Source organism: Cellulomonas olei, from assembly GCF_039548315.1.
In the GTDB taxonomy this organism is placed as follows: domain Bacteria; phylum Actinomycetota; class Actinomycetes; order Actinomycetales; family Cellulomonadaceae; genus Cellulomonas.
This window is the reverse complement of sequence record NZ_JBCLVN010000052.1, coordinates 1-13,733: the sequence shown is the minus strand read 5'-3', so window position 1 is coordinate 13,733 and position 13,733 is coordinate 1. Positions and strand designations below refer to the sequence as shown.

Below are 13,733 nucleotides of genomic sequence, written 5' to 3'. Positions count from 1 at the left end.
AGGCTCGCCGCGTGAGCCCCACCACCGCCCTGGTCGACGTCGAGGATCTGCGCCCCCGGGTGGACGCCCTGCTCACGGAGCACGTCGCGGGGCTCGTCCCCGAGCTCGCGGCCGCCGGCGCCGGCGCCGTCCCGCTCGCGGAGGCGCTCGGGCAGATGCTCGCCGGCGGCAAGCGGCTGCGGGCGGCCTTCTGCTACTGGTCGTGGCGCGCGCACGGCGGGGAGGCGGGCTCGGCGGACGCGGAGATCGTCCTGCGGGTCGGTGCCGCGCTCGAGCTGTTCCAGGCCGCCGCCCTGTTCCACGACGACGTGATGGACGACTCCGACACCCGCCGCGGCCAGCCGTCGGCGCACCGGCGGTTCGCCGCTCGGCACGTCGCGCAGGGGTGGTCGGGCGACGCGGGGCGGTTCGGGGAGTCCGCCGCGATCCTGCTGGGCGACCTCGCGCTCGTCGCGAGCGAGCGCGAGCTCGTCCGGGCCGTCGAGCGGTGCCCGGCGGACCGGCGGACGGGGGCGCACGACGTCTTCGAGCGCATGCGCACGGAGGTCACGGTCGGGCAGTACCTCGACCTGCTGGCGCAGGTGCTGCCGTGGGGCGAGGACCCGGTCGAGGACGAGGCCCGCGCCCGGGAGGTGATCGTCTCGAAGTCGGCCCGCTACAGCGTGGAGCACCCGCTGCGGCTCGGCGCGGTGCTGGCGGGCGCGGACGACGCGGCGCTGGCGGCCACGGCCCGCTACGGCCTGCCGCTCGGCGAGGCGTTCCAGCTCCGCGACGACCTGCTCGGCGTATTCGGCGACCCCGCCGCCACGGGCAAGCCCGCCGGCGACGACCTGCGGGAGGGCAAGCGCACAGTACTGGTCGCCCGAGCGATGGCCCGCGGGCAGGAGTCGGGCGACGTGGCGCTCGTCGATGCGCTGCGCACCGGCCTCGGCGACCGCGACCTGGACGACGCGGCGTGCGGAGCGCTGGCCGCCCTCATCGACGCGAGCGGCGCCGTCGCCGACGTGGAGGAGCTGATCGCCGGGCTGAGCGACCGGGCGTTCACCGAGCTGGCCGCCGCGCCCCTGGCCGACGACGGCCGGGCGATGCTGCTCGAGCTGGCGCACGCCGCGGTGGACCGCCGGGCGTAGACGGCGGCTTACCGAGCCGGCGTGCCGGTGCGGCGCCGGCCGACGGCCGCCGCCCGCACCGGCGCGTCACACGCTCAGAGCATCGCCTGGGCGCGACGGCGCACCTCGGTCTTGTGCCCCGCGCGCAGGGCGTCGACGGGGCGTCCCGGCAGCGAGTCGTCCGCGGTGAACAACCACACGATGGCCTCCTCGTCGGAGAAGCCGGCGTCCCCGAGCACCGTCAGGGTGCCCTGCAGCGAGGCGAGCACCGTGGCACGCGCCGCGGGCGCCTCGTCGTCCTCGTCGGCGTGCGGGTCGGCGACCGGGTTCGCCGCGTCGACCGGGACGAGGAACGCCGCGGGGATGCTGAGGACCCGCGGCTCCCCCCGCCGGACGGCGGCCAGCCGCCGCTCCTTCAGCAGGCGGCGGACCTTGCCGGCGTCGAGGCCGAGCTCGTCGGCCGCGTCGGGCACGGTCAGCCAGGTGTCGACCAGGTCATCGGGGGTGGGCTGCGCAGTCACGCGGGCCAGCGTACTGAGCCCGGGCGGCATCCGACGCCTCGCGTCCCGACGGCGCCGCCACCGGCCCGGACGTCCCGTGCGTCCACCCAGCGGGTGACGTCGCGACGGATCGGCGCAGGTCAACCGGACAAATGCGACCGCCGACTTCCCAGGCCCCGTCACCTGCACTACCGTCGCACTAGTCACATCAGTCACAGCAGTCACACACGTCACTCGCACACCGCCAGCGGCGACGTCCTCAGCACAGGGGTCCCCACCATGACGCAGCCCGCCCTCGCCCTCACGGACCAGGCCGCCCGCGCCCAGGCGCCCGGCGCCGCCTCCCGCGCCCGTGGACGCCGCCTCGCGACCGGGACCGGCGCGATCGCGATCGCCGCCGTCGCCGCCACGGCGTCGGCGGGAGCCGCGCACGCCGACGAGCAGTACACGGTGCGGTCCGGTGACACCGTCAGCCACATCGCCGCCCGGCACGGCACGACCGTCTCCGCCGTCCGCACGGCGAACGGACTGGACTCGCGCGCGTTCATCCGCGAGGGGCAGCGGCTCACCATCCCGACCCAGCGCTCCGCGACGACCGCGCCCGCCGCCGCGCCGCAGGCCACCGGCGGGGCGCACCCCGTCGCCTCCGGCGAGACCGTCTCCGCCATCGCCCCGCGCTACGGCACCACCGTCGCCGCCGTCGTGTCCGCCAACGGCCTCGACGCACGCGCCTTCATCCGCGTCGGCCAGACCCTCACCATCCCCGGCGCCGGCGCCACCGCGACGACCGCGACCGCCGCCGCGCCGCAGGCCACCGGCGGCACCGCGCTCGTCGGCAACACGTTCCTCGGCCGCACCTACGCGCCGAGCGTGGTCGCCTCCGCCAACGCGAACAAGGCCTCGCTGCTGGCGATGGGCGTGCCGAGCCGCGACCAGATGCAGGCGAAGGTCGCCTCGACCGCCCGGGCCATGGGCGTCGACGCCGCGCTGGCCCAGGCGATCGCGTTCCAGGAGTCCGGGTTCGACCACACGTCGGTCTCCCCCGCCAACGCGATCGGGACCATGCAGGTCATCCCGACGTCGGGCGACTGGGCGTCGGACCTGGTCGGCCGCGACCTCAACCTGCTGGACCCCGACGACAACGTCGTGGCGGGCGTGGCGATCCTGCGCCAGCTCGTGAAGACCTCGCCCGACCTGCCCACGGCCATCGCGTCGTACTACCAGGGCGCCGGCTCGGTGAAGCGCAACGGGATGTTCAGCGACACCCGGCGCTACGTGGCGAACGTCCAGACCCTCATGGCGCGCTTCTGACGGTCTGCCTGCCGGGTCCGGCGACCCCGCCACCGTAGACTGCGCGCCGTGGGAGCCACCGTCACCGATCCGCTCGTCGGCCGCCTGGTCGACGGGCGGTACCAGGTCGTCTCGCGGATCGCGCGCGGCGGGATGGCCACCGTGTACCTCGCGGTGGACCGCCGGCTGGACCGTGACGTCGCGCTGAAGGTGATGCACCCGCACCTCGCCGAGGGGACCGCGGGGGCGAACTTCGTCGCGCGGTTCCGGCGGGAGGCGCGCGCCGCCGCCCGGCTGACGCACCCCGGACTCGTCGGGGTGTACGACCAGGGCGTCGACGGCGAGACGTCGTACCTGACCATGGAGTACGTCGACGGCGTGAACCTGCGGCGGCACCTCGCGGAGCGCGGGTCCCTGAGCGTCGGCGAGGCGCTCGGCGTGGCGGAGCAGGTGCTCGACGCGCTGGCCGCGGCGCACCGCGCGGGTCTCGTGCACCGCGACGTGAAGCCCGAGAACGTCCTGCTCGCGTCGGACGGCCGGGTGAAGGTCACGGACTTCGGTCTCGCGCGCGCCGTCACCGAGGTCACGTCCACCACCACCGGCACCGTCTTCGGCACCGTGGCCTACCTCGCCCCCGAGCTCGTGCTGCACGGCGGCAGCGACGCCCGCACCGACGTGTACGCCGCGGGCGTGCTGCTGTACGAGATGATCACCGGAGCGCAGCCGTTCACCGGCGAGACGCCCATCCAGATCGCGTTCCAGCACGTGAACTCCGACGTGCCCGCGCCGTCCGACACCGCGTCCTGGCTCCCGGTCGAGGTGGACGAGCTGGTCGGGGCGCTGTCGGCCCGCGAGCCCGACGACCGTCCGGCCGACGCCGGGGCCGCGCTCGCGCTGCTGCGGCGCACGCGGACGGCGCTCGACACCGCCACGCTCGACCGCCGGGTGGACGTCGAGCCGGCCGTGTCGCTCCCCCAGGCCACCGACCCGGAGTCCGACGGGCCCAGTGACCTCCGGGGCGACGACCCGTCCGACGACGACGGCCGCCCCTCGGACGCCACGGCACGCATCGACGCACCCGGACGGACCGTCGCGCTGCCGATCGGCGTCGTCACCGCGGGCGGGCCCGAGCCCGCCGTCGACTCCCCCGCGCCGTCGCGCCGGCGTCGCTGGTGGCGCTGGGCGCTCGCCGCGGTGCTGGTCCTCGCCGCTGCCGGCGGCGGGACGTGGTGGTACCTCGCGGAGGGCCCCGGCGCCTACACCACCGTCCCCGAGGTGACGTCGCTGACCGTCGACGAGGCCGTGGCGGAGCTCCAGGACGCGGGGCTCGGCGCCGACCCCGTCGAGGAGTTCCACGACTCGGCGCCGAAGGGCACCGTCTTCGCCGCGGAGCCGGCCGAGGGCGACCCCGTGCGCAAGGACGGCAGCGTCACGCTGTCCGTCTCCCGCGGCCCCGACCTGGTGACCGTGCCCGCGGACCTCGTCGGGAAGCAGCAGGCCGACGTGGAGGCCGCGATCACCGGGGCCGACCTCGTCGTGGACTACAACGACAACGTCTACTCCGACACCGCCGGGTTCGGCGTCGTCACCGCGATCACCGACGCCGACGGGACCGCCGTCGAGCCGAACGCCTCCATCCGGCGCGGGTCCACGCTGTACCTCACCGTGTCCAAGGGACCCGAGCCCGTCACCGTGGTCTCCGTCGTCGGCGCGACCCTCGACCAGGCGCGGACGCAGCTCGACGCCATCGGCCTGAAGGTCGAGGCGCAGGAGGCGTTCAGCGACACCGTCGAGGCCGGCCGCGTGATCTCCCAGTCCCCCGAGGGCGGCACCGAGGGGCACCGCACGGACACCGTGACGCTGCAGGTGTCGAAGGGGCCGGAGATGGTCGAGGTCCCCAACCTGCGCGGCAAGCAGTACGACGAGGCTGCGGCGGCGCTCGAGGAGCTCGGGCTGAAGGCGGAGCGGCAGAACGTGCTCGGCGGCATCTTCGGGACGGTCCGCGACCAGAGCACGGCCGGTGGCGAGTCCGTGCCGAAGGGCAGCACCATCACGCTCACCGTCGTCTGACGCGCTGCGCACCACGACGCCCCGCGCAGCGGCCCTCATCGGGGCGCGCGGCACGGGGCGTCGTCGCGGGGTGTCAGCTCCGGCGGAGCAGCTCCACCACCTGGAACGCGAGCTCCAGCGACTGCTGGTGGTTCAGCCGCGGGTCGACGAGCGTCTCGTACCGGCGCGCCAGCCCGGCGTCGTCGATCTCCTCCGCGCCGCCGAGCACCTCGGTGACGTCGTCCCCGGTGAGCTCGATGTGCAGCCCGCCCGGCACGGTCCCGAGCGACCGGTGCACCTCGAAGAACCCGGCGACCTCGTCCATGACGTCGGAGAACCGCCGCGTCTTGTACCCGGACGCCGACGTGATGCCGTTGCCGTGCATCGGGTCGCACACCCACGTGACGGGACGGCCGTCGGCGGTGACCTTCTCGACGAGCGACGGCAGCAGGTCGCGGATCTTCCCGGCGCCCATGCGCGTGATGAACGTGATGCGGCCAGGCTCCGCGCTCGGGTTGAGCCTGTCGATCAGCCGCAGGGCGTCGTCGGCCGTCGAGGTCGGGCCGAGCTTGATGCCGATCGGGTTGTGCACGCGGCTGAAGTAGTCCACGTGCGCGCCGTCGAGCTGCCGGGTGCGCTCCCCGATCCACAGGAAGTGCGCCGAGCAGTCGTACGGCAGCCCGGTCCGCGAGTCGATGCGCGTGAGGGGACGCTCGTAGTCGAGCAGCAGGCCCTCGTGGCTCGAGTAGAAGTCCACGGTCCGCAGCGCGTCGAAGTCGGCGCCGCACGCGGCCATGAACCGGATCGCGCGGTCGATCTCCGCGGCGATCTCCTCGTACCGCGCGTACGCCGGGTTCGCGGTGAAGCCCCGGTTCCACTCGTGCACCCGCAGCAGGGACGCGAAGCCCCCGGTGGTGAACGCGCGGATGAGGTTCAGCGTCGACGCGGACGTGTGGTACGCGTCGAGCAGCCGCTCCGGGTCGGGCGTGCGGGCCTCGGGCGTGAACTCGAAGCCGTTGATGATGTCGCCCCGGAACGCCGGCAGCGTCACGCCGTCGCGGGTCTCGGTCTCCGACGAGCGCGGCTTGGCGTACTGCCCCGCCATCCGGCCCATCTTGATGACGGGCAGGCTGGCGCCGTACGTGAGCACGACCGCCATCTGCAGGACGGTCATGATCTTGCCGCGGATGTTGTCGGCCGTGGCCTCCGCGAACGTCTCGGCGCAGTCACCGCCCTGCAGCAGGAACGCCTCGCCCCGGCCCGCGGCGGCGAGCTGGCCGCGCAGCGCGTCCGCCTCCCCCGCGAACACCAGCGGAGGCAGGCCGGCGAGCCGGGCGCCGACGCGCGCGAGGGCGTCGGCGTCCGGCCACGCGGGCTGCTGCGTGACGGGCAGGGTCCGCCAGTGCTCGAGGCCCTCGAGCACCGCGGGGTCGGCCTCGACGCTCATCAGTGGGCCGCTGCGGGCACCAGGGGCTGCCCGATGCCCTCCAGGAGCGCGCCGAACCACGGCTGCGAGACGTCGAACGCCTTGCCGCCCGCGATCCGCGGGAACGCGATGGCCTTGAGGCGGTCGCCGTCCTCCTCGTCGTGGCCGATGACGCCGGCCTCGCCGCGCAGGGCGCACTCGACGGCCAGGTCGGTCATCGACTTGATGAGGCGCAGGTCCTCGGCGTTCGCGGCCGCGGCGCGCGAGTAGTAGCCGGACTTCTGGACCATGACCTTCTCGGCGCCGAGCTTCTCCGCGAACTGCTTCGCGAACCACTGGCCCGGGTTGATGGTGTCGAGCTTGACGTGGCCGAACGGGTCGCGCGGCACCTCGGCGCCGGACGCCTCGAGCTGCTCGACGATCTCGTGCATGCCCGCACCCTCGGACAGGAAGATGTTGACGTTGCCCTGGGAGTCCATGATCGCCTTGAGGCGCGCGGCCTCGGCGTCGATGTCGATCGCCAGCTCGGGCAGGAACACCGCGTGGATGTCCCAGCGCTCACGGGTCAGGCCGAGGGCCGGGGCCCACTCCTGGGCGTCGAGCCACTTGCGGTACTCGGACGCGGCGGCGGCGGTCAGCCAGCCGCAGTGCCGGCCCATGACCTCGTGCACGATGAGCATGCGCGGGCCGGAGCGGTGCTCGCCGATGACGTTCGCGGCGAACCCGGCGGCCTCCTCGGCGGCGGTCCAGGCGCCCAGCGACTGCTTGATCGGCACCACGTCGTTGTCGATCGTCTTCGGCAGGCCGACGACGGTCAGGCCGTAGTCGTTCTCCGCCAGGTACGCGGCGAGGTCCGCGGCCGTGGTGTTCGTGTCGTCGCCGCCGATGGTGTGCAGCACGTCGACGCCGTCGGCCTTGAGCTGCTCGGCCGCGACCTGCAGCGGGTCCTGGCCCTCCTGGACCAGCCCGCGCTTGACGCAGTCGGCCGCGTTGGTGAGCTTCACGCGGGAGTTGCCGATCGGCGAGCCGCCGAACCGGTGCAGGATGCCCGCCTGTCGGCGCGCCTCGTCGGTGATGACGATCTTGTCCCCGCGCAGCAGCCCGTAGTAGCCGTGCTCGTACGCGATGATCTCCACCTCGGGCGCGATCTCGGTGTACCGCTCGATGAGGCCACCGACGGCCGAGGACAGGCACGGAGCGAAGCCACCCGCGGTCAGGAGCGCGACGCGACGAACCGACATGAGACACACCTCTCGTTGATCAGCACGGCTGGGGGTCCCCAGCCCGCGCGCCACTGAACGCGACGCACGAGACCCGGAACCGGGACCGAGGTCCGGGGTGCCGCCACGCGCAGGGCACGGCGGACGGGCTCATCCTACTGAGCCGCGGCGTCCTCCTCCGGCGGGACCGGTGGCTGGACATCGGGCACGGCGCGGCCGCCCGGGGCGGTCGGCTCCGGGGCGGCGGGGCCGGTCGCGGCCGGGTGGCCGGTGGCGATGCGGGCCTTCTGCGTCGCGGCGTAGATGTCGACGTACTCCTGGCCGGACAGGCTCATGAGCGCGTACATGATCTCGTCGGTGACCGAGCGCAGGATGAACCGGTCGTTCTCCATGCCCTGGTAGCGGCTGAAGTCGAGCGGCTCGCCGATGACGACGCCGATGCGGCGCGGGTGCGGCAGGCGCTGCCCGAGCGGCTGGGCCTTCTCCGTGTCGACCATGACGACGGGGACCACCGGCGCGCCGGACTCCAGCGCCAGGCGGGCGACGCCGGTCTTGCCGCGGTACAGCCGGCCGTCGGGGCTGCGCGTGCCCTCCGGGTAGATGCCGAAGAGCTTGCCCTCCTCCAGGCGCCGCAGGCCGGTGCGCAGCGCCGCCTCGGACGCCTTGCCGCCGCTGCGGTCCACCGGGATGGTCCCGACGCCGCGCATGAAGCCCGCGGTCAGCCGTCCCTTGAGCCCGCGCCCCGTGAAGTACTCGTTCTTGCCGATGAAGACGATCTCGCGGTCCAGCACCAGGGGCAGGAAGAACGAGTCGATGACGGCCAGGTGGTTGCTCGCGAGGATCGCGCCGCCGCTGCTCGGCACGTGCTCCGCCCCGCGGACCCACGGGCGGAACAGCAGGTGCAGCAGCGGGCCGATCAGGACCCGCTTCATCAACCAGTAGAACAACCTGCCACCTCTCGCCCTCGTCGCGCGGGACCGTCGAGCCCGTCCCGTGCCCTGTGCTCGGAGCCGACTCTAGAGTGCTGCCATGGCCCCGCGTCCCGACCACCCCGCCGACGACCCGTCCCCCGACGGGGACGAGCGCGACGCCGCGCGCGCCGACCGGTCCGCCGAGGTGTCCGACGAGCAGTGGGCCGCGATCGTCGCGGACCTGCAGGGCGGCACGGACCTCACCGGGCCGTCGACCTCCGGCGCCACGGGCCAGGACGACCCGCGGACGTCGTCCGGTCCCGCCGTAACCTACCCCGTCGCACCCTGGGTCACCGACAGCCGCGTCGTGCGTCCGGCCCGGTCGGGGGGCGACGAGGCCCGGACCGACGCCGACGAGGACGGCTCCGCGGGCCTGCCGGGGGGCGGTACCGGACGCGACTGGGACGCCACCGGGCAGATCGACGAGGCGGAGCGGCGCGTCGACGACGCGGAGCACTTCGTGCCGCCGGACCCCGGGCCGGTGCTCGGCGGCGACCCGCTGCTCACGATGGCGTGGCTCGCGGTCGGCGGGATGCCGCTGCTGTGGCTCGTCGTCCTGCTCGGCTGGCGCGACGCCCCGTCGGCGATCGTGCAGGCGTCGGTCGCGGTGTTCCTGCTCGGGCTCGTCGTGCTGCTGTGGCGGATGCCGCACCGGCGCGACGAGGACGACCACGACGACGCGGACGGCGCGGTCGTCTGAACCACACGGGTTCGCGCGTCACCGCGCCCGCGGGCGACTGGGCACCGCGGGCGGCTCGGCCCCGGCGGGCGGCTCAGCGCCGCGCGAGGTCCGCCGCGCCGACGATGCCCGCGTCGTTGCCCATCGAGGCCAGCGCGAACGTGGCCTCCGGGCGGTGCCCGCGCGCCGACAGCTGGTCGAGGAACCCGCGGCGGGCGGGGGCGAGCAGCAGGTCGCCGGCCGCGCTGACGCCACCGCCGATGACGACGATCGCCGGGTCGAGCAGCGCGGCGACGGACGCGGAGCCCTCGCCGATCCACCGGCCGAGCTCCGCGAGGAGCTCGACGGCCAGCGGGTCGCCCTCCTGCGCGGCCTGCGTCACCTGCGGCCCGGTGAGCGCGTCGGCGTCGCCGCCGGCCAGCTCGAGCAGGCGGGCGCCGCGCTCGGGCTGCGTGATGAGGGCCGACTGCGCGTCCCGCACGAGGGCGCTGCCCGAGGCGTACTGCTCCCAGCAGCCCTCGTGCCCGCAGCCGCAGTAGTGGCCGCCGGGGACCACGCGCATGTGGCCGACCTCGGCCGCCACGCCCCAGGCGCCGCGGATGAGGTTGCCGCCGACGACGAGCGCGCCGCCGAGTCCCGTACCGATCGTCAGCAGGAGCATGTCCTGCACGTCGCGTGCGGCGCCGAACGCGAACTCCGCCCAGCCGGCGGCGTTGGCGTCGTTCTCCACGACGATCCGGACGTCGTCGCCCAGCTCCTTCGCGACGATGTCGCGCAGCGGGTGGTCGCGCCACGGCAGGTTCGGGGTGAACAGCACGGTCGCCTGGTCCGCGCCGATGAAGCCGGGGGCGGCGAGGCCGATGGCGCCCACCTCGTGCTCGGACGCGAGCTCCTGGCACGCCTCGATGACGCCGCGGTCGACGCTGCCCGAGTCGCGGGGGTCGGTGTCGCGCCGCGTCTTGGCGATGATGCGGCCGTCCTCGTCGACCACACCGGCGGCGATCTTCGTCCCGCCGATGTCCACACCGATGGCGTGCATGCTTCCCCGCTTCCGCGTCGTGGTTGTGCGTCCCGCACGAAGGCGCACGGCCGCCGGGCGTCCCGGGTGCTGCCGCACCGGTGCGGCGGCAGCGCGCGCGTGCGAGCCCACGCTAGCGTGCGCGCCCGGATTCCCTGAACGCGCTCCCACGCCGCCCCGGGGCCGCGCACCGTCCCCGGACGGGTGGCGGCACGGCGAGCGCCCTGCATGTGGGACCAAAGTCCCTTATGCTGCGGGCACCTTCCGACCTCTGACGATGGAGCCAGAACCATGGAGGAGTTCAGCACACCCCTGCTCGTCGACGCGGGGCCCCGCGAGAACCTGCTCGACCTGCTGGCCGCCCGCGTCGCCGAGACCGGCGACGGTCCCCTCATCGAGTACAAGACGCCCGGGACCGGTACCACCTGGCACACGGTGAGCGCCCGCGAGTTCGACCGGCAGGTCCGGGACGTCGCCCGCGGCTTCGTCGCCCGCGGCATCGCACCCGGCGACCGCGTCGGCATCATGTCCCGCACCCGCTACGAGTGGACGCTGCTCGACTGGGCCCTGTGGAGCGCCGGCGCGGTGCCCGTCCCCGTCTACGAGACCTCGTCCGCCGAGCAGGTCCACTGGATCCTCACCGACGCGGCCGTGACGCTGCTCGTCGTCGAGACCGCCGAGCACGCCGCCACCGTCGCCGAGGTCCGCCCCGAGGCCCCCCTGCTGCAGGACGTCCTCGTCCTCGACGACGGGGCCGTCGACCGCCTCGTCGCCGATGGCCGCGACGTGCCCGACGCCGAGATCGACCGCCGGCGCCGCGTCGCCGGCCGGGACGACCTCGCCACGCTGATCTACACCTCCGGCACCACCGGCCGCCCCAAGGGCGTCGAGCTCACGCACGGCAACTTCTCCGTGCTCGCGCGCAACGCCGTCCAGGGGCTGCACGAGGTCGTCGCGACTCCCGGCTCCCGGACGCTGCTGTTCATGCCGCTCGCGCACGTGTTCGCACGCTTCGTCGAGGTGCTCTGCATGCCCGCGGGCTCCGTCCTCGGCCACACGCCCGACACCAAGCAGCTCCTGCAGGACCTCGGCGAGTTCCGGCCGACGTTCATCCTCTCGGTGCCGCGCGTGTTCGAGAAGGTCTACAACTCCGCCGAGCAGAAGGCCGCCGCCGGCGGGAAGCTGAAGATCTTCCAGTGGGCCGCGCGCACCGCGATCGCCTACTCGCGCGCGCTCGACGACGGCCGGCCCGGGATCGCGCTGCGGGTGCAGCACGCCGTCGCCGACCGGCTCGTGTTCCACAAGCTCCGCGACGCCATGGGCGGCCAGGTCGAGTGGGCGATCTCCGGAGGGGCTCCGCTCGGCGAGCGGCTCGGGCACTTCTTCCGCGGCATCGGCGTCCGCGTGCTCGAGGGGTACGGCCTGACCGAGACCACCGCCCCGGCCACCGTCAACCTGCCGGGCAAGACGCGCATCGGCACGGTCGGGCCGCCGCTGCCCGGCACGTCCGTCCGGATCGCCGCGGACGGCGAGGTCGAGGTGCGCGGGCCGCAGATCTTCACGCGGTACCACGGCAACCCCGTCGCCACCGCCGAGGCGTTCGACGACGGCTGGTTCCGCACCGGCGACCTCGGCTCCCTGGACGCCGACGGCTACCTCAGCATCACCGGCCGCAAGAAGGAGATCATCGTCACCGCGGGCGGCAAGAACGTCGCCCCGGCGCTGCTCGAGGACCGCCTGCGCGCCCACCCGCTCATCAGTCAGGTGGTCGTGGTCGGGGACGGCCGGCCGTTCATCGGTGCGCTCGTCACCCTCGACGCCGAGGGGCTGCCGGGCTGGTGCTCGGCGCACGGCCGCGAGCCGATGTCCGTCGCGCAGGCCATGCACGACCACGAGGTGCTCGCGTCCGTCGACCAGGCCGTCGAGCGCGCCAACCGGGCCGTCTCGCGCGCCGAGTCGATCCGCCGCTACCGCATCCTCGAGCGCGACCTCACCATCGCGAGCGGGCACCTCACGCCGAAGCTGAGCGTGCGGCGCACCCACGTCCTGAAGGACTTCGCGACGGACGTCGAGGCGATCTACGCCGCCGAGCCCGGGCGCTGAGGCGGGGTCGCCGGCGGTCGCGGGACCCCGCTGCGGGGCCCGGTCGCGCGGCCCGGTCGCGGGACCCGGTCGCGGGGCCCGGTCGCGGGGCCCGGTCGCGGCCGGGTCGCGGCCGGGTCGGCGCGCGTGGGCTATCGGTGCCCGGCGCTCGGGTGCCCGGCGGGTAGGAGGTCGGTGCCGGGGCGCCGGAACGCGCCGGACCGTCCTGGGCGCGCCGACGTCAGACGCGCCCGAGCCGCGCGAGCAGGGTCGCCGACGGCAGGACCCGGGCGCCGGCCGCCTCGAGGTCGGCGCCCAGCGCCCGGTCGGACGTCACCGCCACGACCACCCTGCCTGTCGGCTCCGCACGCACGAGCCGCCGGATGAGGTCGTCGGCGATCTCCCCCTGCGAGAACAGCACCCGCACCCCGCGCGGTCCGCTCGGGGCCCGGTCGTGCGGCCCGGGCTCGCGCCCGTCGAAGCAGCACGTCACCTCCGCGCCCGTCCGTCCGGCGAGGTTCGCGAGCCGCTCGGTGAGACGGCGGCGCTGCTCGGCGAGCGGGACGTCGGGCCAGGCGAGCTTCGAGACGTTGTAGCCGTCGACCACCAGGTGGGCCCGCGGCATGGCGAGCAGCTCGTCCAGCAGCGCCGGGTCGTCCGCACCCCGCCCCCTCGACGTCGCACGTCCGGCTGGACCGGGCACGGCCGCCGGGGCCACCAGGTCGGCCGGCATCGCACCCGCCGGGGGCAGCGCGAGCTCCTCCCGCAGCGCCGACCCCGCCTCCACCAGCGTGTCCAGCAGCAGCCGCACCCGCACCTCCGCGAGGTCCCGCAGCACCGCGGCGTCCTCCCGGGCGGCCCGCACCAGCTCCTCCGCGCGCCGCCGTTCCTCGTCGGCCCGCGCCCGGAGCGCCGCGGCCTCGGCGTGCACCCGCTCGGCGGCGGCGCCGACCTCCGCCGCCCGCTCGGCGGCCCGCCGCGCCTCGGCCCTCGCGCGGTCCGCGTCCGACCGGAGCCGTCGCAGCTCCTTGCGCAGCGCGACCAGCTCGGCCTCCGCCGCGTCCGCCCGCTCCTGCTCGGCCGCCAGCCGCGCGGCGATCCGGTGCACGTCGTCGGGCCGCACGGCCACCGCGGAGCCCGAGCCCCCGCGGGAGGCCGAGCCCAGGCGGGCACCGGAGCCCTGCGGGCGGCCGGAGCCCTGAGGAGAACCCGAGCCCTGGGCGGGGCCCGTGCCCTGCCCTCGCGACCCTCCCGCGCCGGCTGCGCTCGGATCCTCCTCGCCCGAGCCCGCGGGCCAGGCCTCCGGCGCCGCGGCCGCGCGCACCACGTCCTGCCATCCCGGCGGGCGCAGCAGCACGGCGCCCACGGCCAGCGTCACCGGGTCCGGCG

The 13,733-nt window shown here is 75.1% G+C and carries 11 protein-coding genes; 5 read left to right on the top strand and 6 right to left on the bottom strand.

Going from position 1 to position 13,733, the window contains the following annotated elements:
* The first annotated feature begins 11 nt into the window (after positions 1-11).
* Positions 12-1,130 (top strand): polyprenyl synthetase family protein, encoded by a 1,119-nt coding sequence (locus AAHH18_RS14685; RefSeq protein WP_343302114.1) that lies wholly within the window; start codon positions 12-14, stop codon positions 1,128-1,130.
* A 74-nt stretch (positions 1,131-1,204) separates the two neighbouring features.
* Here AAHH18_RS14685 and AAHH18_RS14680 read toward each other — a convergent pair whose 3' ends face one another.
* Entirely contained in the window at positions 1,205-1,660 is a 456-nt protein-coding gene (locus AAHH18_RS14680) for an Rv2175c family DNA-binding protein (RefSeq protein WP_343302113.1), read from the bottom strand.
* Positions 1,661-1,888: 228 nt separating this feature from the next.
* Between AAHH18_RS14680 and AAHH18_RS14675 the strand changes: the two genes are divergently transcribed.
* Together AAHH18_RS14675 and pknB are read left to right on the top strand one after the other, a co-directional pair.
* Positions 1,889-2,920: a lytic transglycosylase gene (locus AAHH18_RS14675; protein ID WP_343302112.1), complete on the top strand. Its 1,032-nt coding sequence runs from the start codon at positions 1,889-1,891 to the stop codon at positions 2,918-2,920.
* 48 nt (positions 2,921-2,968) lie between these two features.
* Positions 2,969-4,969 (top strand): Stk1 family PASTA domain-containing Ser/Thr kinase, encoded by a 2,001-nt coding sequence (gene pknB / locus AAHH18_RS14670; RefSeq protein WP_343302111.1) that lies wholly within the window; start codon positions 2,969-2,971, stop codon positions 4,967-4,969.
* 73 nt (positions 4,970-5,042) lie between these two features.
* On the opposite strand, the gene AAHH18_RS14665 is transcribed toward pknB, so the two are convergent.
* The 3 genes from AAHH18_RS14665 to AAHH18_RS14655 form a co-directional block, all read right to left on the bottom strand.
* Positions 5,043-6,395 (bottom strand): class II 3-deoxy-7-phosphoheptulonate synthase, encoded by a 1,353-nt coding sequence (locus tag AAHH18_RS14665; RefSeq protein ID WP_283320584.1) that lies wholly within the window; start codon positions 6,393-6,395, stop codon positions 5,043-5,045.
* A complete protein-coding gene (locus AAHH18_RS14660; protein WP_222172330.1) occupies positions 6,395-7,615 on the bottom strand; it encodes a pyrophosphate--fructose-6-phosphate 1-phosphotransferase in 1,221 nt (406 codons plus the stop codon). Before AAHH18_RS14660 ends, AAHH18_RS14665 begins: the two co-directional genes overlap by 1 nt.
* A gap of 134 nt (positions 7,616-7,749) precedes the next feature.
* Positions 7,750-8,526, bottom strand: a complete 777-nt coding sequence (locus AAHH18_RS14655) for a lysophospholipid acyltransferase family protein (protein WP_283320585.1) — start codon at positions 8,524-8,526, stop codon at positions 7,750-7,752.
* A gap of 97 nt (positions 8,527-8,623) precedes the next feature.
* Here AAHH18_RS14655 and AAHH18_RS14650 point away from each other — a divergent pair, with 97 nt between their 5' ends.
* Positions 8,624-9,265 carry a hypothetical protein gene (locus AAHH18_RS14650; protein ID WP_343302110.1) on the top strand — a complete coding sequence of 214 codons (642 nt, stop codon included), beginning with the start codon at positions 8,624-8,626 and terminating at the stop codon, positions 9,263-9,265.
* A gap of 73 nt (positions 9,266-9,338) precedes the next feature.
* Here the strand turns inward: AAHH18_RS14650 and AAHH18_RS14645 are convergent, their stop codons facing one another.
* Positions 9,339-10,283: an ROK family glucokinase gene (locus tag AAHH18_RS14645; protein WP_283320587.1), complete on the bottom strand. Its 945-nt coding sequence runs from the start codon at positions 10,281-10,283 to the stop codon at positions 9,339-9,341.
* Between the two features lie 270 nt (positions 10,284-10,553).
* Between AAHH18_RS14645 and AAHH18_RS14640 the strand changes: the two genes are divergently transcribed.
* Positions 10,554-12,365 (top strand): AMP-dependent synthetase/ligase, encoded by a 1,812-nt coding sequence (locus AAHH18_RS14640; RefSeq protein ID WP_343302109.1) that lies wholly within the window; start codon positions 10,554-10,556, stop codon positions 12,363-12,365.
* Positions 12,366-12,585: 220 nt separating this feature from the next.
* Here the strand turns inward: AAHH18_RS14640 and AAHH18_RS14635 are convergent.
* Positions 12,586-13,733: NYN domain-containing protein (locus AAHH18_RS14635; RefSeq protein WP_343302108.1), on the bottom strand; the 1,148-nt coding region annotated here is incomplete at its 5' end.